16 protein-coding genes, 1 tRNA gene and 1 pseudogene are annotated in these 23,314 nt (G+C 63.3%); 5 read left to right on the top strand and 13 right to left on the bottom strand.

All coding sequences use genetic code 11. The features are described 5' to 3' along the window. Position 1: 1 nt before the first annotated feature. Complete coding sequence (locus ACSFA7_RS26220; RefSeq protein WP_435502058.1) at positions 2 to 793, bottom strand: SDR family oxidoreductase; 792 nt, start codon at positions 791 to 793, stop codon at positions 2 to 4. A 182-nt stretch (positions 794 to 975) separates the two neighbouring features. On the opposite strand from ACSFA7_RS26220, the gene ACSFA7_RS26225 reads away from it, so the two are divergent. Further along, entirely contained in the window at positions 976 to 1,986 is a 1,011-nt protein-coding gene (locus ACSFA7_RS26225) for an AraC family transcriptional regulator (protein ID WP_435502059.1), read from the top strand. A 10-nt stretch (positions 1,987 to 1,996) separates the two neighbouring features. Here ACSFA7_RS26225 and ACSFA7_RS26230 read toward each other — a convergent pair whose 3' ends face one another. After that, positions 1,997 to 3,310: an aspartate aminotransferase family protein gene (locus tag ACSFA7_RS26230; RefSeq protein ID WP_435502060.1), complete on the bottom strand. Its 1,314-nt coding sequence runs from the start codon at positions 3,308 to 3,310 to the stop codon at positions 1,997 to 1,999. Between the two features lie 96 nt (positions 3,311 to 3,406). On the opposite strand from ACSFA7_RS26230, the gene ACSFA7_RS26235 reads away from it, so the two are divergent. Next, positions 3,407 to 4,264, top strand: coding sequence for a LysR family transcriptional regulator (locus ACSFA7_RS26235; RefSeq protein ID WP_206175269.1), 858 nt, complete (start codon positions 3,407 to 3,409; stop codon positions 4,262 to 4,264). Between the two features lie 190 nt (positions 4,265 to 4,454). Then, positions 4,455 to 6,935 carry a DUF6351 family protein gene (locus ACSFA7_RS26240; protein ID WP_435502061.1) on the top strand — a complete coding sequence of 827 codons (2,481 nt, stop codon included), beginning with the start codon at positions 4,455 to 4,457 and terminating at the stop codon, positions 6,933 to 6,935. Positions 6,936 to 7,165: 230 nt separating this feature from the next. Here the strand turns inward: ACSFA7_RS26240 and ACSFA7_RS26245 are convergent. From ACSFA7_RS26245 to ACSFA7_RS26290, 10 genes are all read right to left on the bottom strand, one after another. Next, positions 7,166 to 7,252: transfer RNA gene (locus tag ACSFA7_RS26245), tRNA-Ser, on the bottom strand. Between the two features lie 482 nt (positions 7,253 to 7,734). Continuing rightward, positions 7,735 to 8,484 (bottom strand): winged helix-turn-helix domain-containing protein, encoded by a 750-nt coding sequence (locus tag ACSFA7_RS26250; RefSeq protein ID WP_435502062.1) that lies wholly within the window; start codon positions 8,482 to 8,484, stop codon positions 7,735 to 7,737. Positions 8,485 to 9,273: 789 nt separating this feature from the next. Then, the gene (locus ACSFA7_RS26255; RefSeq protein WP_435502063.1) at positions 9,274 to 10,353 is read right to left on the bottom strand and encodes a fimbrial protein; all 1,080 of its coding nucleotides are present in this window, start codon (positions 10,351 to 10,353) and stop codon (positions 9,274 to 9,276) included. Then, positions 10,350 to 13,013, bottom strand: coding sequence for a fimbria/pilus outer membrane usher protein (locus tag ACSFA7_RS26260; protein ID WP_435502064.1), 2,664 nt, complete (start codon positions 13,011 to 13,013; stop codon positions 10,350 to 10,352). The genes ACSFA7_RS26255 and ACSFA7_RS26260 overlap by 4 nt, the downstream gene beginning before the upstream one ends. Positions 13,014 to 13,036: 23 nt before the next feature. Further along, a complete protein-coding gene (locus ACSFA7_RS26265) occupies positions 13,037 to 13,834 on the bottom strand; it encodes a fimbrial biogenesis chaperone (RefSeq protein WP_435502065.1) in 798 nt (265 codons plus the stop codon). A gap of 216 nt (positions 13,835 to 14,050) precedes the next feature. Further along, positions 14,051 to 14,611 (bottom strand): fimbrial protein, encoded by a 561-nt coding sequence (locus ACSFA7_RS26270; RefSeq protein WP_435502066.1) that lies wholly within the window; start codon positions 14,609 to 14,611, stop codon positions 14,051 to 14,053. Between the two features lie 253 nt (positions 14,612 to 14,864). Continuing rightward, positions 14,865 to 15,587, bottom strand: coding sequence for a Crp/Fnr family transcriptional regulator (locus ACSFA7_RS26275; protein ID WP_435502067.1), 723 nt, complete (start codon positions 15,585 to 15,587; stop codon positions 14,865 to 14,867). Next, complete coding sequence (locus tag ACSFA7_RS26280; RefSeq protein WP_435502068.1) at positions 15,584 to 16,288, bottom strand: Crp/Fnr family transcriptional regulator; 705 nt, start codon at positions 16,286 to 16,288, stop codon at positions 15,584 to 15,586. The genes ACSFA7_RS26275 and ACSFA7_RS26280 overlap by 4 nt, the downstream gene beginning before the upstream one ends. Before the next feature lie 281 nt (positions 16,289 to 16,569). Continuing rightward, positions 16,570 to 17,367, bottom strand: coding sequence for a hypothetical protein (locus ACSFA7_RS26285; RefSeq protein WP_435502069.1), 798 nt, complete (start codon positions 17,365 to 17,367; stop codon positions 16,570 to 16,572). Between the two features lie 201 nt (positions 17,368 to 17,568). Continuing rightward, positions 17,569 to 18,180 carry a TetR/AcrR family transcriptional regulator gene (locus ACSFA7_RS26290; protein WP_435502070.1) on the bottom strand — a complete coding sequence of 204 codons (612 nt, stop codon included), beginning with the start codon at positions 18,178 to 18,180 and terminating at the stop codon, positions 17,569 to 17,571. Between the two features lie 914 nt (positions 18,181 to 19,094). Here ACSFA7_RS26290 and ACSFA7_RS26295 point away from each other — a divergent pair. Further along, a pseudogene (locus tag ACSFA7_RS26295) lies at positions 19,095 to 20,342 on the top strand (ESPR-type extended signal peptide-containing protein); the annotation flags it as partial. A 68-nt stretch (positions 20,343 to 20,410) separates the two neighbouring features. Here the strand turns inward: ACSFA7_RS26295 and ACSFA7_RS26300 are convergent. Further along, a complete protein-coding gene (locus ACSFA7_RS26300; protein ID WP_435502131.1) occupies positions 20,411 to 22,312 on the bottom strand; it encodes a hypothetical protein in 1,902 nt (633 codons plus the stop codon). On the opposite strand from ACSFA7_RS26300, the gene ACSFA7_RS26305 reads away from it, so the two are divergent. After that, positions 22,266 to 23,267 (top strand): YadA family autotransporter adhesin, encoded by a 1,002-nt coding sequence (locus ACSFA7_RS26305; protein ID WP_435502129.1) that lies wholly within the window; start codon positions 22,266 to 22,268, stop codon positions 23,265 to 23,267. The genes ACSFA7_RS26300 and ACSFA7_RS26305 overlap by 47 nt on opposite strands. The last annotated feature ends 47 nt before the right edge of the window (positions 23,268 to 23,314 follow it).

The following is a 23,314-nucleotide window of genomic DNA, read 5'->3' on the forward strand; positions in this document are numbered from 1 at the left end:
GTCAGTCCATCAACAGGGGAATGGCAGGCACGGCCTGCTCGGGACCCATGGCGGAATAGCCGCCGTCCACCGCGTAGTCGGCGCCGGTCACGAAGCTCGCGTGGTCGGAGCACAGGAACAGCACCACCTGCGCCACCTCGTCCGGATCGCCGACGCGCCCGAGCAGGTGGAAGGGCGCGGCCACGCGATCGGTCTTGGCGCGGTCGCCGCCGCTCAGGCGCTCCATCACGGCCGACCAGGTCCAGCCCGGCGACACGCTGTTCACCCGGATGTTGTCCTGCGCCAGGTCCATCGCCATGTTGCGGGTGAGCTGCGCCATCGCGGCCTTGCTCACCGGATAGAGCCAGCGCCCCGTCTGCGCCACGCGCGACGAGATGCTCGTGAAATTGACCACCGCCCCGCCGCCGGCCGCCACCATGTGCGGGTGCGCGGCCTGCAGCATCGCCACCGCGCTCGCCACGTTCACATTGAACGAGGTGAGCCAGTCGGCGCGCGGCGACTTGAAGCCGTCGTCTACATAAGAGCACGCCAGGTTGACGAGAAAGTGCACCCCGCCGTGCCGTGCGGCCGCCTCGGCCACGCAGGCCTGCACCTGTGCGTCGTCGGTGATGTCGGTGCGCACGAAGCGCACGCCAGCGCCCAGCGAATCGGCCAGCGCCTGGCCGTTGTCGGCATCGATGTCGGCGACGACCACCTTCACGCCGGCCGCGTGCAGCGCGCGCACCAGCCCCACGCCTATCAATGTGGCGCCGCCGGTGACGATGGCGCTCTTGCCTGCGAGTCCCTTGAACATGACGCTTGCTCTCCTCGGTTGGTCGATCGGCAGGCCCGGCTGGCCTGTGGAGCGAACGTTACGAGGGGGCGGGCCTCAGGAGAGTCCCGAAAACGCAGGCGATGTCCCTGGCGCGCAGGTTTTCGCCAAGGGGTGGCCCGAATTGTGGGCGGGGATGGTTTTTGCTACGGTGCCTTCACCCCATGGAAACCCTCACGACCCCATCGTTGTCTCTGCCGCTGCAGCGCTATCGGCTGTTCGAGAGCCACGACATGGACGAGGCCCGCGAAAGCGTCGCCCGCGTGTTCTGCCCGCACGGGCTGGTGATGCTGAAGCCGCGCACCGAGTTGGACGCCTGCCACCACAGCGCGCGGCTGCACCGGGACGTGAGCCTCAACTACGTGCAGTACGGGCCCGGCGTGCAGATCGACCCCGGGTATCTGAAGGAATTTTTCCTGCTGCAGATTCCGCTGCGCGGCGGCGCAGAGATCCGCTGCGGCGCACAACATGTGGACGCGACGCCGCGGCTTGCGTCACTGCCCTCGCCGACCGAGCCGCTTTCGATGCGCTGGGCGGACGGGAGTCCGCACCTGATCGTGCAGCTGGCGCGATCGGCATTGCTCTCGCGGCTCGAGTCCCTGCTTCAGGCGCCCGTGGGGCAGCCGCTGGTGTTCGACCTCGGCGTGCCGCTGGACAACCCCGTGCTGGCGCCGCTGGTGCATTTCATCGACTACCTGCGGCTCACCCTCGACGCCGGCAATGCGCTGCAGGCTGGCAGCCCGTTGGCCGAGCATGCCGAGGCGTACCTGATGTCCAGCTTGCTGATGTCGGCAGGGCACAACCACTCGCGCGCCCTCGCCGGAGACGCCCGGCGGCGCCTGCTGCCGCGTGTGGTCCGCAGGGCGCAGGAATACATGGCGGCCAATGCCGAGCTTCCCTTGTCGTTGGCCGACATCTGCCGCGAAGTCGGCTGCAGTGCGCGCGCATTGCAGCTGGCGTTTCGCGAGCATGCAGGGCGGGGACCAATGGAGTTTCTGCGCGAGACCCGGCTCGACAAGGTGCGGGCCGAACTGCAGTCATCAGCCGGCGTCGTTGGAACCGGCGTGCGCGAGGTAGCGCAGAAGTACGGGTTTCTTCACCTGGGGCACTTTGCGGCGCAGTACCGTGCGCGCTTCGGGGAGCGGCCGTCGGAGACGCGGGGTTTGGACAGCTAGGGTCTGTTCGCTACGCCCCTCGCACGGCCGTCCCGATCGCCTTGTCGAGCAGCTCCAGGCCGAGGTCGATCTCACTGTCGCTGATCGTCAGCGGTGGCGCGATCCGAAAGACGCCGCCCATCGACGGCAGCTTCACGATGTTCATGCTCAGACCGAGCTTCATGCATTCACGCGTGACGGCCTCGCCGAGCTCGAAGGCGGGCTCGCGGGTCTCGCGGCTGGCAACGACTTCCAGCCCGAGCAGCAGGCCGCGGCCGCGCACGTCGCCGATGCATTCGTGGCGCGACTGCAGCGCCAGCAGTCCCTTTTGCATGCGCTCGCCGGCGACGCGTGCGCGTTCGACGAGCCCGTCGCGCTCCACGACCTCCAGCACCTTCAACCCGACAGCGGCCGGCAGCGGGTCGGAGACATGCGTCGTGTAGAACAGGAAGCCGCGCGCATGGGCCTCTTCCTCGATCGCTGCGGTCGTCACCATCGCCGCCAGCGGCAGGCCCGCGCCCAGCGTCTTGGAGAGCGTCAGGATGTCGGGGGCGACGCCGTCGCGCTCGCACGCGAACATCAGCCCGGTGCGGCCGACGCCAGTCTGCGCCTCGTCCAGGATCAAGAGCATGCCGCGCTCCTCGCACTTCTTCTTGAGCGCCGCCATGTAGCCCGGCGGCAGTTCGAGGATGCCGCCGCTGCTGAGGATGGGCTCCGCGATGAACGCGGCGAGCGCGCCGGTGGACTGCCGGTCGACCTGCTCGAAGCCGTCGTCGAGTTCGCGGCGCCAGTCGAGCGCGCCCTCCGCCGTGGTGAAGCGCGGCCGGTAGGCGTTCGGCGCCGGAATGGCCAGCGAGCCGGCCGCGGCCGGCCCGTAGCCCTTGCGGCCGGCGCTATAGGTGGCCGCGGCTGCGCTGCCGGTCATGCCATGCCATGACTGCGTGAAGGCCACCACCTCGTGCCGGCCCGTGACGAGCTTGGCCATGCGAAGCGCCGCTTCGTTCGACTCCGCGCCGGTGCTCAGCAGCAGGCAGCGCTCCAGCCCGGGCGGTGCGTGCCGCGCAATTTCCGCGGCGAGCGCCACCACCGGCCGCGACAACATGCCGCTGAAGAGGTGGTCCAGCGACCGGATCTGCTCCGTGACCACCGCCACGATGTCCGGATGCGAGTGGCCCAGCAACGCACTCATCTGGCCCGAGGTGAAATCGAGGATGCCGCGGCCATCGGCGTCGTAGACGAAGCAGCCCTGTGCGCGCTCGATGATCAAAGGCTCGAAGCTACCGCCGTAGCGCACCAGATGCTGCCGGGCCTGCTGCCAGAACCTGGGGTCGTCGTTCCTGCTCATTTGGATGCCTGCCGATCAAAATGACGCACATTACGCAGGGCCGCCGCCGCGGGGAAGCGAATTGTTTTGACATCAGCTATCAGGAGAATTCATGCCGTGAGCCAATCGCTGGACATCGATCTCTTGCGCAGCTTCGTCGCCATTGCCGAGACGGGCGTGCTGGGCCAGGCGGCCCTTCGCGTAGGCCGCACGCAATCGGCGCTCAGCATGCAGATGCAGCGACTCGAAGGCATCGTCGAGCAGCCGCTGCTGCACCGGACCGGTCGAGGCGTCACGCTCACCGCGACCGGCGAGCGGCTCCTCGTGCGCGCGGGCGAACTCCTGCGCAAGCACGACGAAGCGCTGGCCGAGCTGCGCGGCGAGCAACTGTCCGGCGTGCTGCGCTTCAGCTGCCCCGACGACTATGCGGTCGTCTTCCTGCCGTACCTGCTGCAGAGCTTTGCGAGCCTGCACCCGCGGGTGCAACTCGAAGTGATGTGCGCGCCGACGCCGCGGCTGCACGAGCTCCTGGCGCGACACGCGGTCGACCTCGCGCTGGTGTCGGTGGCGGGCGATGCCGCTGGCGACGACGTGATCCGCCGCGAACCACTGGTGTGGGTGGCGCACCGTGACGGCGCCGCCGCGTCGCTGGACCCGCTGCCGTTGGCGCTGGGCGCACCCGATGCGCTGGACCACCGGCTGCCGAGGCAGGCGCTGGAGGCCGCGGGCCGCGCCTACCGGCTCGCCTATGCCAGCAGCAGCCTCTCGGGCCTGGTCGGCATGGCGCGCTCGGGCCAGGCCGTCATCGTGCTGACGCGCACGGCCGTTCCCGACGATCTGCAGATCCTCACGCCGGCGCAAGGGTTTCCCGACCTCCCGAGCGTCGGCGTCACGCTGGCGTTCGACCGCGAAGCGCCAACGGCGTTGACGGCGGCATTCGCGGCGCATGTCAGGAAATTTCTTCCGGCCGCCTGACCGTCCCCCGCCCTGTGTTCGCCCCGAGGGCAAACCCTCGAGCGTCCCGAAAGTCATGCCGATGGCATCGTCCGGATAGGGCGGGCGGCCCCGAGTCACCCAAAAATGGCCACGTCCAAGGTGCGCGCCGCCTCGTTCGGGCCGTTCGGCCCCAAGGGCATGCGCTACAGCGCAGGACAGGAGACAACCCATGACCCAACCGACGCGCGCGCCGATGCGCCTTCCTCGACAGATGCTCCAGGCCGGTTCGGCGGCGGGCCTGTCCCTGTTGCTTGTCGCTTGCGGTGGCGGCGGTGGTGGTGGTGGCGGGTTTCCCTGGAGCTTCGGAGACGGCGGCGGCAGTGGCGCCACAGGCCATATGGAGGTGCGCACGCTGTCGACCCGCGCCGACCTGGTCAGCGGTGGCGATGTGCTGGTCGAGCTGGTTCCCGAAGGCGGCAACATCGGCGGCCTCAAAGTCACGCTGAACGGCAACGACATCACCGGCGCATTCGCCAAGCGCGCCGACGGCCGCATCACCGGGGTCGCCACCGGCTTGGCTGTCGGGTCGAACACGATCAAGGCGAGCACCAAGCTCGACCGCGAAGCCACGTTGACGGTCGTCAACGCACCGCGCAGCGGGCCGGTGCTGTCGAGCACGCAGTTCACGCCGTACGTCTGCGCCACGCCAGCGCCCACGACCGGCGCGGGGGCAACGCCTGCGTCGAACGCCAGCGGCCTCTCGACCCACGCCACCGATGCGCAGTGCAGCATCGCCACCGAGTTCAAGCTCTTCTATCGCACCCTCACCCCGGTGACGGCGGCGCCGGGCGACGGTGGCTGCTCGTTCGTGCTGCCCGATCCCAGCCCTGCCGCTGCGGGCGGCCCGGTTCCGCCGACGCCGGCCAACTCGTGCCTGCAGCCTTATGTGTCGGGCACGACGCCCGCATCGGCGGTCGCGAGCACCACCACCACGACCGGCGCGAAGGTGCCGTACATCGTTCGCGTGGAGCGCGGCACGATCAATCGCGGCATCTACGACATCGCAGTGCTGTTCGACCCGTCGGCCCCGGCATGGACCGCGACCTCGCCGCAGCCCCAATGGAACAGGAAGCTGCTCTATTCGTTCGGCGCCGGCACGGGCTTTCCGCGGCGCCAGTTCCGCTCGTCGCAGAACTGGGCCGACGATGCGGCGCTGTCGCGCGGCTTCATGGTCGTGGACAACAGCATGACCGACTCCCAGCTCAACGGAAACCGCTACCTGGTCGCAGAGACGACGCTGATGATGAAGGAGCACGTCATCGACAGTTATGGCGAGGTGCTCTACATGATGGGCAACGGCGGCTCCGGTGGCGCGATCAACCAGAACAGCGTGGCCTCGCTGCTGCCCGGCGTGATCGACGGCACGCAGCTGGGCGTGGACTTCGCCGACTCCGAGACGACGGCGATGGAGGTGATGGACTGCGTGCAGCTCGTCAACTTCTACCAGTCGCCGGCGTGGACGGCGTTGCAGGCGGGCGCGACCCCGGTGCAGGTCAACGCAAAGAAGAAAGCGATCAGCGGGCACCTCGACCACACCGCCTGCCATGGGTGGCTGACCTTCTTCGGCGGCCTCCTGAAAGCCGGCAACTACACGCCGCTGGGCGTGGCCGACAACGCCACCGGCGCGATCGTGCCGACCGGAGCGCCGACCAACAACTGCCAGCTCCCGACCTCCCTGGTCTACGACCCCGCGGCCAACCCCACCGGGCCGCGCTGCGGCATCACGGACGGCGCGTCCAGCGTCTATGGCACGACGGCAAACGCCCTGGCCCCCAGCGGCATGCGCGGATTGAGCAACCTGGACAACGTCGGCATCCAGTACGGCCTCAAGGCGCTGAAGTCGGGTGCGATCTCCTCCGAAGAGTTCGTCACGCTCAACGAGAAGGTCGGTGGCCCGGACACGGATGGCAACCTCTCCACCGCACGCGCCGTGGCGGACGCCGACTCGCTGTCGATCGCCTACCGCGCCGGGCTCGTCTCGCCCGGCGGCAATCTCGCCAAGGTGGCGACGATCGACCTTCGCGCCTACGACGAGACCTACAACCTCCCGATCGGCCAGGCCGGCATCCACCAGTACTGGCGCAGCTACTCGCACCGGGCCCGCATCGATGCGGCGGCGGGCGGGCATGCGAACCATGCGCTGTGGCGGTTCGGTCCGGCAGGCACGCCGCCTTCGATCCCCGTCGAATCGTTTCTCACGATGGATGCCTGGCTCACGGGCCTGGTGACTTCGAGCCCGAAGGAATGGACCAACGCCGAGCGCACCCAGCAGCAGGTGGCCGCCGCGAAGCCGGCTGCCGCATCGGACCTGTGCTATCTGTCGGCCGACACGACGTTCTCGACCAAGGTGCGGGACACGGCAACCTGCGACGCCGATCCGGTGCTGTTGCCGCAAGGTTCGCCGCGCCAGGTCGCCGGTGGGCCGCTGACGGAAGACATCCTGAAGTGCCAACTGAAGCCGCTGGCCGCGTCCGACTACGCGCCCGTCGCCTTCTCGCCCGGCCAGTGGTCGCGCCTGCAGGTCGCCTTTGCACAAGGCGTGTGCGACTGGAGCAAGCCGGGCGTGGGGCAGGTGCAGACAGCTGCACCGATGACCTTCAGGGGTGGCGCCGGTGGCAAGCCGCTGGGGCCGCGGCCGGCGAGTTCGTGACCGAGGCGATCGGCCGTGCGGACTGCTGTGTCCGCCGGTCGATTCCCGTGGTCTTTGGGTGCTTCACCTTGTCGTCGCAAGCGGCTTCGTGCTCCAGAACGCATCGACGACGCGCATCGCAGTCGTCCTGGCGCGCAATCCTTGGCGCGTGACTGGATTTCGCTGAGTCCTTTGAGGATGCGTACCGGTTTTGGTGAGCCGGCCAACCTGCAGGACGCCGAGCTCAGGTATGGAAGGCGTGGGATTCGAACCCACGGAGGGCTTGCACCCTCGCCAGTTTTCAAGACTGGTGCCTTAAACCGCTCGGCCAGCCTTCCCCAAGGCGCCTAGTGTAGTTGACCAACGAACGGCCGAATTGAAGCGGCGGACCTCCCAACCCTCCCTTCCCACCTCGTCCTAGGCGTTCGGACTTTCTCGCAGATCAGCGAGGGAGTGCACAGCGCAACAAGTTCTCCGATGCACGAGGCGAGCGGTCGATGAACCACGGGTCGCGCGCGACGATGCCTATTGGCAGCTCGAATATCGCCGCCTGAGCTTCAGCCCTCTACAGGCCAACACCCAACAGTTGCCGATCTCCTGGTGAACCGTAGCGTGTCTCTGCGAGCCACGGTCTTTTGCAGAGACGTTGAGGCGGGCTTGTTGTCGTCGTGACGATGTATCGAAACAGCACCGGCCGGATCTCTGCAGGCTCGTGCGGCGGAAGCACCTTGGGCGGAACCTGTCTGGTCTGAGAGTGTGTTGACGATCTTCCGGGCAAAAGAGCCACGGATACGGGGCAGATGAATTGCGGACGAATTTTTCACGAATTCATTGAATTCAATTCATAGCCTCGCCCATAGATCGATCTCAACGAAAGTCCCTCGTCTTCATTGATGCGCATTTTCTTTTTCACATTCGAAACGCAGACATCAAGCTTTCTGGATTTTATGGAACAGACCGACTCGCCCCAGAGCTTGGTGTAGAGGGTTTCCCTGGTCAACAGGGAGTTGATATTCCGGAAAAGCTCGAGAGAAAGCTCGAACTCCAACGGCCGCAGGGAGATTTTTTCCTCACCCACCCAGACCTGCCGTCGCTTTATATCGAAGCTATAGATGCCAAAATTAAAAAAGTCGGCACTGACAGCCGCATTGGCTGCCTGACGCTTCAAAAAATTCAACCGCCAATTCAACTCATGTCTGCTGCAAGACTCATGGATCACATCGACACTATTGGAGTTTAAAAAAGACTTTTCCAACAGTGATATCGCTGGAAAATTATCCTGGGCGGCCACAAGCAGCATTGGCGAGTTGTACCTTTCCATTGCGGCTTGCATTTGCGAATGGATATAGTCATCCTGCGGGGTGACGATCATGCATCCAAATTCGCAGGAGTCAAATTGGTCGGCCATCAACTCGTTCGGTGAATCAAATGCCAGCGATGCGCAACCCAAAACGTCCAGCTGTTGGCGGAAATAATTTCTTCTGGACAAATCGCTATCTACCAGTGCTACGAGAAGGATTTTTTCCTTGCCAGTGGGGATCGTTGATTTTTGTAAATCTTTTGCTGCCATGAGCTTCAATTCTCGTTAAGTTCTCAAAAAATCTTTTCCCGCTCATATTTTTGAAAGCGCATCGGAAAGCATTGATCCGAAATTCAAACGGCAACAGTTCCACAAGGAATTTTTGTCCAGGTAATTCGAACCCAGGTTTCTTGAGCACTCGGTACATGCGGCACGCCGGCTTGGGTCGCATCTCCCACAGCATGCGAGAAGCTCCATGAAGGGCTCCGGTAGCGCGCCAATTCGTCAGCCCTCACCCTCCACCTGCAGCATTGACGGGCGGAATGGAATCTAATTTCCTACATGGAAGCTCGCCCATCTGCATGTCAAAAATGCGACTTTTCTGCGTTGCCTCTTTCATTTTTTGTTAAAAATTGCAGATATTTGCACACGCTTGCTGTCGCCTCAGGACAAGTGTTGGAGCGTGCCGGCGATCCGTGCGGCTTACGCCCCAGCAGGCAGCCTTGCGGGCTGATGCGATCGTCTACGCCGTCGCTCACGACGAATTCATGAATGAAGATTGGAGCCTCGCGGAGCGGAGCGTTGGTCGCGTCTGGAGCAACCGGTCGTGCTGCCGCAGCTGAAGGTTGTTCTCGATCACTTGGGGAAATTGGCGCTGGTGAATCGCCGGCGGCCGTCGTCAGCGTGGAGGCGATGCCTCGATGTCGACGATGACGGCGTTCTCTTTCATTCCACAATCGAAGTCATGGCGCGCTCCCTGTTGCAAGAGTAAAAACAAACACAGATTCGCTCGCACACCCGTCTTCTCTCGGCATCAGTTAGTCCCGCTGGACTGGCGTACTACTTGTATTGGATCGTGAAGGTCGCCGTCCCGTCGGCGCGCCCGGGCGTCACCTTGTTGCCGGTCTGGAAGTAACGCGCCGTGTAGGACAGCACATAGGGGCCATCCTTCGAGGGACCGACCGGCGCCGCGGCGCCGTAGGTCACTGGCACCTTCTTTTCATCGACGATCTGGATGCCCACGCCGCTCGCGGTGGTCGCGCCGCCTTGGGTGAGGCGGATCACGCCCGCATCGCCGGCCGGATCCGCGATGGCATCCATGCGCAACAGCACCTGAAGCTTCTTTTCGCCAGTACCGGCGCCGCATTGGAGCTTGATGTTGAAATTCCGCTCGGCCGTGGTGGTGCCGCGCCCCTTGAAACCGCTCAGCGGCACCTTGCCGAAGGACACGGGAATGTTGCGCGACCCCGCGTCGACGCTGCAGGTGGGTGTGATGATGGTGATGGCGTTACCCGAGATCACGGAGGTCAGGACCGAGTAGCCGTCGTCTCCCTCGTACGTGCTGTAGGTGCCGCTGTCCAGCGGACCGCTGCCGGTTTTGTCCGCGATCTTGTACAACTGCACCGCGAACGCGGCGTTCGGAGCGAATTCCTCGAAACGACCAAAAATCGGCTCATGGGGGTAGTACCTGTTCGTGCTGGCGTCGCCGACAGCCTTGCGCAAAAGCTGGATTCCGATGCCATCCACGTTGGTGGTATAGACCTTCTCCAGCCCCAGGCCCGAAACCAAGTTGCCTTGCCGCACTTTGCTGGTCACGGTGCCGCCATCTGATGAACATTTCCACGGTGTGTTCGAGCCAGGGCCCCCTGCTACATAGATTGGAAACTCCTTGGGAGCGGGAAGAAGGGCCTGGCCCACTCTTGCGTCATTGGGGACAACGACATCCCCGACCAGCATGTTGATTGTCTTGGTCGTGTAGCCTCCAAGGCCGGTCTCCTTATCGTAGGGTCCCGAATTGATATCGCATCTGGCCCATGCCTGCTGCGCGCCGAACAGCAATGCCGCCGCAGGCAGCACCCACCGCAGCAGCGAGTGGCGCACGATGTCGCAGCCGGATCGATGGTGGTCGCAATTTTTCATTCCGCTTCCTTGGATTTCGCGAGGCCCTGCACGGGAAAGGTTTGCGCGCTGCACCGGCCCTGCAGTTCGCGGATCGGCGGCGGGTTGGCTTCTTCGGGGAGGCTGTAGGGCACCACGCATTGGTCGCGCTCGCCCTGGCCCCAGCGCACCATGAGGTGGCCGCTCTGTCCTGCCCCCGTCACGAAGGCCTGGCTGTCGGGGCCGACGATCCCGACCTCCTGCCCTGCCTCGTTTTCGATCTTCGAACCCAGCGGCAACATGCGGCCCTGCGGATCGGTCAGCGTCATCAGCAGGCGGAAACCGATCGAGGTCTCGAACTTCGCGATCACCACGGCGCCGCGCGTGGGCACCACTTCCGTGGCCGCGTTCTTCACCTCGACCGTGTCGCCGAGATCGGCGGTCTTCAGCGCCAGCCGATTGAGCCGGTACGGACTCAGGTTGGGAATGACTGCGTTGCCCGCACCGTCGGTCGCCACGCCCGGCTGCGATTCGACGCCCACGCCGCCCGCCTTGGGGGCCTGAACCAGCCCGATGGTCTCGCCCAGCGGCTGCGACAGGGTGACGCCGCCGCCGTGGATCAGCACGCCGCCCGACATGCCGAAGGTGCTCTGCCCATAGCCGCTGCCCTTGGAGTAGCCGGCGTCGAAACGCCCGATCGGAGACAGGTAGCTCGCGCTCGCGCTGGCGCTGCTGCCACCGCCCTGGTTCGCGCCGCCGGCCGTCATGTTGTACGTCAGGCGGCTGTCGTCGAAGGCCGAGCCGTAGACGCTGGCCTGCTGGTTGACCCGCCCGCTGCTGTCGCGGTTGGCCGTGTACATCGCATTGGCGCGCGTGTCGCCCAGCGGAATGCTCAGCGTGAACATGATCTGGCGAGTCGCCGGGCGGTTCAGCGCGGTGCTGTGGTTGTAGAAGACGCTATAGCCGAACTGCTTGTAGTTGCCCGAGTAGCCCACCTGCACCAACCGGTCCTTGGCGCCGGTACCCCAGTAGCTCTGCTGGCGCGCCGAGGCGAAGACCGAGCCCAGATTGCCTATCTGCTGCGAGACATCGAAGCGCACCTCGTTGCGGCGGCTGTTGAACGACTCCAAGGGCCGCAGATCCTGCATCTGCACCGCCTCCTGGAAGGTGCGGTAGCCGCTGGTCGAGTAGCGGTAGCCCGCCACGCGGAAGTTGGTACCAGAAGTGAGAAATGCCTTCGAGTAGAGGAAGCGCACCGACTGGCCGTCGTAGGTCTTCTGGCCGTTGATCGGCGTGCGGTCGGTGGTGCGCGCGCCCGACAGGTCGACCGAGACGGCGCCGAAGTCGCGCAGGTTCTTGCCCATGCCCACGAGCACCGACTGGTACATGTTCGCCATCAGGAGGCCGCCGTAGAGCGAGAACTCGTTGCCCAACCCGCGCGCGAGCGTCGCCTGCATGAACATCGGCTGCGAGAGCGACGACCGAATACCCAGCACGCTGTCGCTGTTGGAGTCGTTCCGGTACTTGCCGACCGTGGCCGAATAGCGCCAGGTGCTTTCGCGCAGCAGCGTAGGCACGGCCGAGAAGGCCTGCGTGTACTTGGTCTGGCGACCGTCGGCCTCGGCAATGGTCACCTCCAGGTCGCCGCTCGATGAGGTGGGATACAGGTCGTCGATGACGAAGGCGCCCGGTGCCACGAAGGTGCTGTAGATGACGTAGCCGCTCTGACGGACCGTCACGCGCGCATTGGTCTGCGCCACGCCGCGGATGGTGGGTGCGTAGCCCTGCTGGCTGTCGGGCAGCATCGCATCGTCGGACGAGAGCTGCACGCCGCGAAACGGCAGGCTGTCGAAGAAATTGCCGGGGGTGCTGCCATCGCCGATCAACAGTTGGCCATTGATCGGAGCGATGTCGCGCTGCGCGTAGGTGTTGATGCCCTGCCAGCGGCTGTTGCCGTCGATACCGCGGTTGTAGGTCGAGAAGTGGCGAAAACGCCAATCGCCGTAATTGAAGCCCGCGCGCAGGCCCGCGAACAGAGTATTGCGCTGCAGGGTCTTGTTGCGCTCAGCGAAAGGATTGCCGTCGAACACGTTCTGTGGGGTCGCAAAGGGGTTCGGATTGTTGCGGTACTTGTCGCCGCCGTAGCGCGCGAAGTTGACCTGGTAGTCCAGCATGCCGGCGGTGATGCCCTTGTCCCATTTCTCGGGAGCGACCGCCCCGCGCGCCGAGCGCTTGAGCGCCGCCTGCGGAATGCTCACGAACAGGCGCTGCTTGCCGGCGTCGTAGGTGAAGGTCGCATCGGGAATCGTCTCGGCCAGATCGACGCAAGTGTCGCCCGCCGCATCGGCGAGCGCGGAGAAGGCCGCCGCGTTGACGCCCCAATCGTCCAGCATGCGGCGCGTGAAGCAGGGTGCCGCATCGTTCTTGCCTTCTTTCTCGATGAAGCGGATCTCGGTTTGCCCCGCGCCGCGCTCGTTGAGCGACACGTCGACCATGTACGTGCCCGCGAGCACGCGATTGCCGAAGGAGAAGAGCGAGAGATCCGCATGTGGCTGGTCGCCGCCGATGCCGAGAAATTCCGCATTGAAATTCGAAGCCGGCAGCCGTTGCTGCGCATGGCCGGGCAGCCCCATCGCGCCCAGCAATGCGGCGCACAACGTCAACCGGAACGGCGCGAGGAAAGCTGGTGTACGGCAGCGCATGGTGACTCGCCTCTTCGCGCGCTTCATTGCTTGCTGTCGCCTGCGGACGGCGGCGGCGGCGGCGGCGGCGCAGGCACGGGCTCGGGCTTCACGGGCACGGGCTCGGCGCCTGCGGGCACCTGCACGCGCTCTTCAGGCGTCTCGCCGCCGTAGTCGTTGATCGTGGTGAAGTTGACCTGGACAGCCTGCGGCGTCTTCACCGCACTCAGCGGGTACGTCGTCTCGCTGAATGGCAGCAGCATGTCGGCGTTGATCAGCTGCTGGCCGCTGTTGATGTTCAAGGCGGCGAAAGTCACGTGGTAGGCCGTCGGGTTGCCGACCTTGAGCACGGCACCCTGCCCCTGGGCACCGGCACTCACTGCCCACTTGAGTTGGCCGCGCGATTCATTGGACTTGCCCGCAAGCCTCGAGGGCCGGTAGAACAGCTTGATGCGGCTGCGCACCGCGATCTGGAGCACGTTCTCCTCCTTCGACTTCTCGGGAATCTCCTTGACGTTGAGCCAGAACACCGACTCGCGGTCGGCCGGCAGCTCGCCGGCCACGCGCATGATGCGCAGGATGTTTTCCATGCCCGGGTCGAGCCGCGACAGCGGCGGCGTGACGAGCAGCGGGGTCTTGTTCTTGCCTTCGCCGGCATCGATCCAGGTCTGGACCACGTAGGGCGAGGTGCCGGTGTTCTTCACCGGGATGGAGGCCTCGCGATCCCGCTCGCTGAGGATCACGCGGGTGCCGCCGAGCGACACGCCTGCACCGGCCGGCCACTGGAGGCCCAGCATCAGCAGGATGGCGAAAGCCCAGCGGAAGCGGTTGTTGCTGTACATAAGAGAAAGTCCTTGGGCGCGGGTGAGACGCATGAAACACGCGCGTCCTGGCACGGCGGTGCGCATCGATGCACCGTCGAAAAAAGGCGAAAAGAAAAAAGATGCCGACGCCGGCCGGAACACGAGGGTCCGGGCGCGGCGCCTGGCATAGGCGACATCGCCGGCCGGCTCGAAGCGACGTGCGCTGCGGCCGGCTGCGAATGCCGCAGGCGCTACTTACTTGTAGGCAATCGTGAACTGAGCAATCGCATTGGCCGGGCCCACGGTCACGGTGTCCTTGGTGGCGACGTACACCGCCTGGAACTTCAGCGAGTTGTCACCCTTGTTCAGCGCGTAGTCCCCCGACGACTGACCCAGGTTGATTTTCTTGCCGCTCGAATCACCAAGTTCAATCGCGACGCCAGTGGCAAAGCCACTACCGGTCGCTTCACCTGCGCCAACGCGCAGGACGGTGGCGTCACCGAGATCGGCGGCGCCATCGAACTTGACGGCGGCATTCTTGATGGTGGTGATATCGCAGCCCAGCAGGTCAATGGTGAACTTGGCGGGCGTGGCCTTCTTGCCGACTTGGGCTTTGCCGGCAACTGTGCCTTCGAACCACTTGTTCGCGACCTTGCCGAGCGGCACGACCAGGTTCTGGCTATTGGGCGAAACCGAGCAGGCGTCCGCGGTGATCTCACCGGTGAAATTGATGGTGCCGTCGGCGGCAAGAGCACCCTGCGACAACGCGCCGGCCACGGCCAGAGTGGCAATTTTGATGAAAGCTGTTTTACGCATCTACGTTCCCTGAGAAATTAAATTGACTAAATTGCGACTTGCACATGCAAGGCGGATCGCAGTCTAGACAACCCAAAACCAGGAAAAATCGATGGTTACAAACATCTAACCGTCAATGACGGTATTAAACATATCAGCTTGAATTTTGTGAATTAGACACGGAGGATTGACACAACAGCACATGAATTGATTCATACAAAACGTTGCTCTGACTCATTTCGTGTGAAAAAAGCCCACTCGATGGAACCCCACACTACGTTTTGATCGCGTAATTCTTCAGTGCATCGAGATCTCGTATCTCAATGGCTTTGTATTGCAGGCTGATCACGCCAGAGGCTGCGATGGCCTTGAGTTCTCTGTGCACCGCTTGGCGACTGGCCTGCAGCATCGTGGCCAGAATTGCTTGTGATATTTGCAAGCGAATTGAAAACCCGCCTCTGGCGCGGGTTCCGTAAAGTGCGGCAAGTCTCTCGATGGCAGCCACGACACGTTGCCGCAGAGGGCCTGCAATCTGGCTGCTCACCGTGTGCACTTGAGCTGCGCTCTGGCGCGTCATCATGAGCACCATGGCCTTCCAAAGCACAGGCTCGCGGTCAAGTATTTCCACAACCAAAGACGTTGGCATGTGAATCACCGTGACATCGGAATGCGCCCTGAAGGCAAGAACGATTTGACTCGTTCCCTTGAATATCTGGGCAATTCCCATAAGAACGCCGGGACCCATGATCATCACGTTGAATTGCGCTCCTTCCCGAGATATGAGCGTGACCATGACTTCTCCCGAAATGACGAAAAAGCTCTCCGCCACTTCGCGCAAATCGGTAGAAAAAACAAAACCAGCCGCATGACGGCCTATTTCCGAAGAAGAGAGCAATCGATTCATGGCCTCGCGAGACCATGGCGAGAAGGCAGAATTCATTCGCAGCGAATTCTCCATGATCACGATGTCGCCAGGGCAATTTTTAATTTGGGTCACACTGCGACTTCTTTATCGGATGGGGTGTATGAGCAAGCAATTTTTTTCAAGGCAAATTCATCGAGAATCACGATCGCATTGAATTTAAGCTTGATCACGCCGGCGCCCTCCCAGGAAACTAATTCTTTGTTTACGGACTGGCGGCTGACACGCAATAGACCAGCCAGATCCTTCTGCGTCACCCGCAAGTGGACGGCGCTTTCCTTGGTGGCCCGAATGCCATGCAGAGCGGCAAGTTGCTGGATGGTGCTGGCGAGCCGCCGTGAAAGCTCTCCAACGATCTGGCCAAACACCATGTCCATTTGCTCGCGCTCCTGCTGCATCAGCATGCGCCCGATGTCTCTCCATCGCCTGGGGTCGCTGTCGAGCAAATCGAAGAACGAATCGCCGGCAATATGAATGGCAACGACGTCGTCGTTTGCAACGTACTCGCGGCGACTCTCCTTGATGAAAAGCATGCTGGAAAAGCCGAGGATCTGACGTGGCCCACGAAGTGCCCAGTGCAATCGGGTTCCGTTGGGCGATGTTTCGAATTGAATGGCATGCCCCGTCACGATCACAAGGATTTCCGGCGCCTTTGCCAATGCCGACAACGAGTCCCCACGCTGATGCCAGCACAATCTGGAAGATGCCAAAAGCAGGCTCATGGCTGTGGATGACCACGTCGAAAACCCCTGCATTTTTCCCAGCGTGAGCGCCATCAGGTCTTTGTCGCTCGGGGTGGATCTGTTGGTAGCCACCTGACTCTTCTCTCCTCATTGCAATGCGCAGCCGCGCCGTTCTCGCGCCATTCGTGGTTTTTGATCGCAGCGTGGCGCGGCCAAGACCACAGGCGTGGGTTCTGAAATACAGGCGGGTCAAGCGTCCACGGAAATGCGGATCACGTCCGCATGGAAATTAACGGCTCACTTCATTGAGCTCGTAGCCATATCGGTAGATTGACCTCAAGTGATAGCCGCTGTCGGACTCCAGTCCCATCTTTCTACGGACATTGGAGACAGGCATCCAGTTTTCGGGAATTCAGAGAACTAGGGGAGGCTCCCCATAACACCGTGTAGAGCCTCTTGCGCGTCATCATGGTATTTACGTGCCGGAAGAATTCCAGGGCAAGCTCGAATTCCAACGGCTGCAGCGACACCTTTCGCTCGTTGACCCATGCAAGCCGCCTTCTCGTGTCAAAGCGATAGGCCCCCCGGACCAGGCTGTCGCCGTTGGCCTGATGTGCATTCGTTCGCAGCAGCAGCAGTTGAAGTCGCCACTCCAGCTCGCGATCGCTGCAGGACAACGGGACGACGTCGACACCGCCAGAGCCCAGCAACGACTCCCCGATGTCCGACAAGACGCTGAGGCTGTCATCGAGAGTGACAAGAAGCAAGGGGGCGCGAGACGCGCTCAAGACGGCTTCCAACTGGGCTTGGGAACCATCACCTTGCCGTGCGACCATCACGCATCCAAAGTGCCGCGCGGCACGCAGCGCAGAAAGCAGGTCCTCTAGCGTGTCGAACGCCAGGGAGGCATGCCCCAAAGCATCGAGCCGTTGGCGCAAGACGTTGCATCGCTCGGTATCGCCATCTACCAGTGCCACGAGGAATGATCTGCCCTTCTTCGCGTGGTACGTCTGTGCAGGCTGACGCAGGGTGCTCAGGGAAGTTGCTCCTCCGGCTATGGAAGGCGTTCTTTTCGACGAAAGTTCTTCAGCCATGATCATTTCCTGGCCCGCACCCGACGCCGGAGCAATCGAGATGAAGCTGTGAGCTTGGTCATTTCGGTGCTTGGCCATGCGGCACAGGCCGGCGGCGCGTGCAATTCGACCTTCACAGGATGATTCGGAATTCTCGGCGGCTGGCTCAGCTCCGGGCCGTCTCCAACCGCGCAGTCGCGAGGTTGTCGCATGCCCCCTGCAACGTCCCTCCTCGACATGCTCGGCGGGGATTCGCGCCATGTCGACTGCGCTTCCGCACAGGTTCTCTTGGGCATAGGGCTACTCATCCATGAGCGTACGAAGGACCCGCTGCACCACTGCGGTGGTTGAAACCTTGCTCATCGATGGATCACAGAGCGCTCGAATTCCCAGCCCTTCGAACATGGAAGTCATCACCGTGATGCGCGAATCCAGTTCGGATCTGGGCAGCCTCTTCAGAGCCGGCAATTGGAGCAAGAGATTGCGCATCTTGCTGCGCCAGATCTTGCCTCCCTGCTGGATCGCGATGGCGATCGCCGGATTGCGAGATGCCTCGGCCAGAATCTCCAGGTCGAGTCCGGCACGCCGCTCGTGAGCGGGCGCCTTGATAACCTCCGCCGCCGCGGCGACCACCGCCTCCACGACGCCGATCGACTTGCTGGCCTCTCCGATGCAGTGCATTTGCTCAAGCGCCTCGTGCAGCGCCTGCTCGACGATGCCGGTGACGATCGCCTCCTTATTGGCGAAGTAGTGGTAGATGTGGCCGGCGCTCATGCCTGCGGCCTGCGAGATGCGCTGGATGCTGGTGCCATGAAAGCCATGTTCGCGAAAGCATGCGCTGGCTGCGTCCAGGACTTGCTGGCGGCGTGCTTCGCCGCGCACGGGTGCCGGCGCATGGAGTGGAGCACTCATGGCATGGTCCTCTTGTTGCAAGGCATTTCTCGTTTGCAAGCGTTCATCGATACCGCGTCGGGAGCAGATTTCTTCAGCCGGATAGTCATAGAATGATTATTCTAGAATGAATGTTCTAATGAGGTCAACGCCTTCGCGTTACTCATTCCAGGGGCGTCAGGCCTTGGCAAGACATCGTTGTGGCCCATGACCTATTGCCCATCGAGGAGCAGTGGGCGTTTCATTCGTTTCTTTCTTCTGGCGACTGGTCGCAGGGCTAGCGGTCTCGAGATAGCAACCCGATTCAGACGTTCTGGCACAAGCACCTCGCGGGCAGTCGCAATGCGGCCAAAGCCAGCGCTTCGCCTGCCGTCGAGGCCGGGCTTGCGCACAACGCACCACCGGTTCATGCACTCCGGCAGCGGCTGAGGCAGTCCAGCCTCTCGGGGGGATTTCCACGCTCATTTGACCCACTGGGGGTCACACGTCCTCATGGAAATCAACACACCGGAGCTAGTCGCTGACAGGAGCAGCGACAAGCTATCTCCATACGTCTCGAATTGCCTTCGGGCGTACGGATCGAAGCTCGCGGCGGTGCGCTGAATGCAGGGTGCATCGGAGAAAGTGCCGCGGAAATTCTGCACGCTCGGAGGCGATCGATTCTTTTGAAAGTCGCTTTCTTGACATCTCAAAAGACGGCCTTGACGGCTCGAAATTAGATTCCGCCCGTTCTTTGATTGCCGCCGGGTCCCGTCGTCAGGGATGGGTTGGGAAGCTGGAGAAACGAGCACAGCTTCTTCGGTTGACGGGGCAATCACCTCCGAAAAAAAGACACGCGAACGCCGAATGTTTACGCGGGCAACCCCGAGGGCATGCGGCGTGTCTGAATTCATGTGGATCTGAGTGCCGCTCGCGTCGCACCGAAATAGCTTGCTATGAATAAGTCTTTCAAAAGCATCTGGAACGAGGCTCTTGGCACTTGGGTGGCTGCATCCGAAGTCACGTCGGCACGCGGCAAGCTGTCGAAGAGCAGGAGCACCGTGGCAGCGGCACAGGAAGCATCTGCCGGGCGCGCGGGCGATGACGGCGGGCGATCAATCGGAGCCTTGACGCATGCGACGGCGGCGCTGGCCCTGACAGTCGGAAGCCTGGTAGGGGCCAATGTGGTCCACGCTCAGTATCAAAGAGGGGGCGGTGCCGCATCGGGGCCGAATAGTATTGCAATCGGCTCGCTTGCTGGCGATGGAACCACAACAACACAGGCCGTTGCAGCCAATGGAGGTGTTGCGATTGGAGGCGCCGCAGGCACCAGCCGGACTTCGGCGCTGGGCGGCCATTCGGTGGCACTCGGCATCTCGGCCAATGCCTGGGGCCAAGGGGCCGTAGCCATCGGGCCGGCGGCAGTAGCCTCGGGGCAAAATGCGTTCGCCTTGGGCCTCAACGCCAATGCTTCAGAAGTCGCGACCCTAGCTATCGGACAGAGGTCGACCGCCAACAGTCTATTTGCGACGGCAATCGGCAGCGGCGCGCAGGCATTCGGGAACAATTCGACGGCGATCGGTTCGACGACGTCTCTCCGTCCCGGCGCCAACACGCTGGCGGCCGGTGCCGGCTCCGTTGCCATTGGCGCCAATGATGTTCGAGGCGCCCAGTCGCTGGGGGCCAATTCGGTTGCCATTGGTGCCGAATCCATCGTGACGGACACAGCGCCGTCGGGTGTTGCCCTTGGCCAGAATGCCAACGCCACCTCGGGCTCGGGAGCGATGGCTTTCGGGTTGAACAGTTTGGCCAGCGATACAAACGCCGCGGCCATCGGTGTGGGGGCCGGGGCAACTGGCCGCAGCGCTACGGCCATCGGTAATTTGGCGAATGCCTATGCCACGGAAGCGGTAGCGATCGGCACAGGTGCTCAGGCCAACACTTTTGGCACCGCCATCGGCACCAACTCCAATGCATTTGGCCTCAGCGCCACCGCTTTCGGACAAAACGCGAGCGCGGGGGGAATGAACTCGACGGCCGTGGGCGTCAAGAGCAATGCATCGGGGACATCGAGCACGGCTTTCGGTGAAAGAACAAATGCGAGCGGTGATGTCTCGCTCGCCACAGGTAATTCCGCAAATGCGTCCGGGTATGGCGCGACGGCGCTCGGTGCTGCCTCGTCGGCCAGTCAGACCTTCGGTACGGCGGTCGGTGTCCTTGCCAACGCAGCCGGCGACTCGGCGACGGCACTGGGTGCATCTGCCAAGGCTGCCTATGCCGACAGCGTGGCGATCGGTTCGGGCAGCGCGACCGGTGCTGCGGCCCCCACGGGCACGGCATTCCTTACCGGCAAGGCCCCACCTGCGTCGGAAGTTTCGGTCGGTTCGTCTTCGGCACAGCGACGCATCACCAACGTGGCCGACGGTGCCGCGCAGCAAGACGTGGCGACGGTGGCCCAGGTGAGCACGGGCATGAGCACCACTGCCAGCAGCATCGGCAGCCTGTCCACGTCTACCTCGAGTGGTATCAGCAGCTTGTCGACTTCGACCTCGTCTGGCCTCAGCACCGCGACCAGCAGCGTCGGTAGCTTGTCGACGTCTACTTCGAGTGGCATCAGCAGCCTGTCGACTTCGACGTCGTCCGGCTTGAGCACTGCGACCAGCAGCATCAGCAGCTTGTCGACGTCTACTTCGAGTGGTATCGGCAGCCTGTCGACCTCCACATCGTCCGGCTTGAGCACCGCGACCAGCAACATCAGCAGTTTGTCGACGTCTACTTCGAGTGGCATCAGCAGCTTGTCGACTTCGACCTCGTCTGGCCTGAGCACAGCGACGAGCAGTATCGGCAGCCTGTCAACATCTACCTCGAGTGGTATTAGCAGCCTGTCGACTTCGATCTCTTCAGGTCTGAGCACAGCGACCAGCAGCATCGGCAGCCTGTCAACATCTACCTCGAGCGGCATCAGCAGCCTGTCGGCTTCAACCTCGTCTGGTCTGAGCACGGCTACCAGCAGCATCAGCAGTCTATCGACGTCTACTTCGAGCGGTATCAGCAGCCTGTCGACTTCGACCTCCTCTGGCCTGAGCACTGCGACGAGCAGCATCGGTAGCCTTTCGACTTCGACGTCGTCAGGCCTGAGTACAGCAACCAGCAGCATCGGCAGCCTGTCAACATCTACCTCGAGCGGCATCAGCAGTCTGTCGACTTCGACGTCGTCCGGCTTGAGCACCGCAACGAGCAGCATCGATAGCCTGTCGACGTCCACGTCCAGTGGTCTGAGCACGGCGAGCAGCGGTATCTCGAGCCTGTCCACCGGCCTGAGCACAACCAATAGCAACGTCAGCAGTCTCTCGACCTCGACATCGTCTGGTCTGAGCACCGCCACGAGCAGCATTGACAGCCTGTCGACCTCCACGTCGAGCGGGTTGAGTACTGCGACCAGCGGTATCTCCAGCCTGTCTACCGGTTTAAGCACGACCAACAGCAGTGTGAGCAGCCTCTCGACTTCGACGTCGTCGGGTCTGAGCACCGCGACCAGAGGTATCTCCAGCCTGTCTACCGGCCTGAGCACGACGAACAGCACCGTCGGCAGCCTGTCGACGTCCATGTCGAGCGGCTTGAGTACCGCAACGAGCAGCATCAGCAGCTTGTCGACCTCCACGTCGAGCGGCCTGAGCACTGCGACCAGCGGCATTACCAGCCTGTCCACCGGCCTGAGCACGACCGACAGCACTGTGAGCAGCCTCTCGACGTCCACGTCGAGCGGCCTGAGCACGGCGACCAGCAGCATCGGCAGCCTGTCCACCGGTCTGAGCACTGCTTTCAGCGGCATCGGTAGCCTGTCCATCGGCCTGAGCACTGCGGTCAGCGGCATCACCAGCCTCTCCACGGGCCTGAGCACCGCCACCAGCGGCATCTCGAGCCTGTCGAGCGGGCTGAGCACGACGAACAGCAACATCAACAGTCTGTCGACTTCGACTTCGTCGGGCCTGAGCACTGCCGCCAGCGGTATCTCGAGCCTGTCGACGGGCCTGAGCACGACCAACAGCAGTCTCAACAGCCTGTCCACCAGCGTGAGCGGCTCGACCAGCGGCCTTGCCAGCCTGTCGACCTCGACCTCTACAGGCTTGGCCACCGCGACCAGCAGCATCAGCAGCCTGAGCACGACGGTCAACACGATCAACGGCAAGGGCACCAAGTACTTCCAGTCCAACTCAACGGCGGCGAAGGCGGACGCCTCCGGCCAAGAAGCCGTGGCGATCGGCCCGCAGGCTGTGGCCAGCGGCGCCAGTTCGTTCGCCGCCGGCAACGGTGCGAAGGCGACGGCCGATGGAACAGTGGCGGTGGGCTTTGGCGCACAGGCTACGGGGGCAAACGGCATCGCCATCGGCACCGGTTCGCAAGCCACTGCCACCGGTACAGCCATCGGCTTTGGTGCGGTGGTGCAGCAGAGCGGTGGCGTGGCGCTGGGCTCAGGCTCGGTGGCCTCCAGAGCCGCGGGCGTCGCGGGCTACATCCCCGGCAGCGCGAATGCGCAGCAGGAAGCAGCCATCCGGGCCACGACCAGCACGCAAGCCGCGGTGTCCGTGGGCGATGCCGCCAACGGACAGTTCCGCCAGATCACGGGTGTTGCCGCGGGCTCGGCCGACAGCGATGCGGCCAACGTCGCGCAACTGAAGGCCGCATCGACCGCAGCCAAGGCCAGCAGCGTTCAGTACGCGACCAACCCGGACGGGTCGGTCAACTACAACCAGATCACGCTGGGTGGCGGCCAGGCGCTGGGTGGCACGCGCATCAGCAATGTGGCGCCGGGCATTGCACCGACCGATGCGGTGAACATGGGCCAGTTGGGGGCCGTGCAGAGCCGGTTGCAAGGCCAGATTGCCAGCATGCAGCGCATCGCCTACTCGGGCGTGGCCATGGCCGCCGCGATGAGCACGTTGCCGCAGGCCATGACGCCGGGCAAGACCCTGCTGTCGGTTGGCGTGGGCAACTACGCGGGCTACAGCGCGATCGCCATCGGCTTCTCGTCACGCTCGAACGACGGAAAGTGGGTCTACAAGATCAACAGCGGCTACAGCGGGACCCGGTTCAACATCGGCGTGGGTGTCGGCTACGAATTCGAATAGGAGATGCGACCAAGGCCGAACCATGGACAAGCAGGAGTTGCCGCGCC

The sequence above is a fragment of the Variovorax trehalosi genome, assembly GCF_051216415.1.
Lineage (GTDB): Bacteria > Pseudomonadota > Gammaproteobacteria > Burkholderiales > Burkholderiaceae_C > Variovorax.

What these genes read in the sequence shown, in the direction of transcription:
- ACSFA7_RS26220 (WP_435502058.1), bottom strand. Translation starts at nt 793, where the DNA reads ATGTTCAAGGGACTCGCAGGCAAGAGCGCCATCGTCACCGGCGGCGCC.
- ACSFA7_RS26225 (WP_435502059.1), top strand. Translation starts at nt 976, where the DNA reads ATGGAAACCCTCACGACCCCATCGTTGTCTCTGCCGCTGCAGCGCTAT.
- ACSFA7_RS26230 (WP_435502060.1), bottom strand. Translation starts at nt 3,310, where the DNA reads ATGAGCAGGAACGACGACCCCAGGTTCTGGCAGCAGGCCCGGCAGCAT.
- ACSFA7_RS26240 (WP_435502061.1), top strand. Translation starts at nt 4,455, where the DNA reads ATGACCCAACCGACGCGCGCGCCGATGCGCCTTCCTCGACAGATGCTC.
- ACSFA7_RS26250 (WP_435502062.1), bottom strand. Translation starts at nt 8,484, where the DNA reads ATGGCAGCAAAAGATTTACAAAAATCAACGATCCCCACTGGCAAGGAA.
- ACSFA7_RS26255 (WP_435502063.1), bottom strand. Translation starts at nt 10,353, where the DNA reads ATGAAAAATTGCGACCACCATCGATCCGGCTGCGACATCGTGCGCCAC.
- ACSFA7_RS26260 (WP_435502064.1), bottom strand. Translation starts at nt 13,013, where the DNA reads ATGCGCTGCCGTACACCAGCTTTCCTCGCGCCGTTCCGGTTGACGTTG.
- ACSFA7_RS26265 (WP_435502065.1), bottom strand. Translation starts at nt 13,834, where the DNA reads ATGTACAGCAACAACCGCTTCCGCTGGGCTTTCGCCATCCTGCTGATG.
- ACSFA7_RS26270 (WP_435502066.1), bottom strand. Translation starts at nt 14,611, where the DNA reads ATGCGTAAAACAGCTTTCATCAAAATTGCCACTCTGGCCGTGGCCGGC.
- ACSFA7_RS26280 (WP_435502068.1), bottom strand. Translation starts at nt 16,288, where the DNA reads ATGGCGCTCACGCTGGGAAAAATGCAGGGGTTTTCGACGTGGTCATCC.
- ACSFA7_RS26285 (WP_435502069.1), bottom strand. Translation starts at nt 17,367, where the DNA reads ATGGCCAAGCACCGAAATGACCAAGCTCACAGCTTCATCTCGATTGCT.
- ACSFA7_RS26290 (WP_435502070.1), bottom strand. Translation starts at nt 18,180, where the DNA reads ATGAGTGCTCCACTCCATGCGCCGGCACCCGTGCGCGGCGAAGCACGC.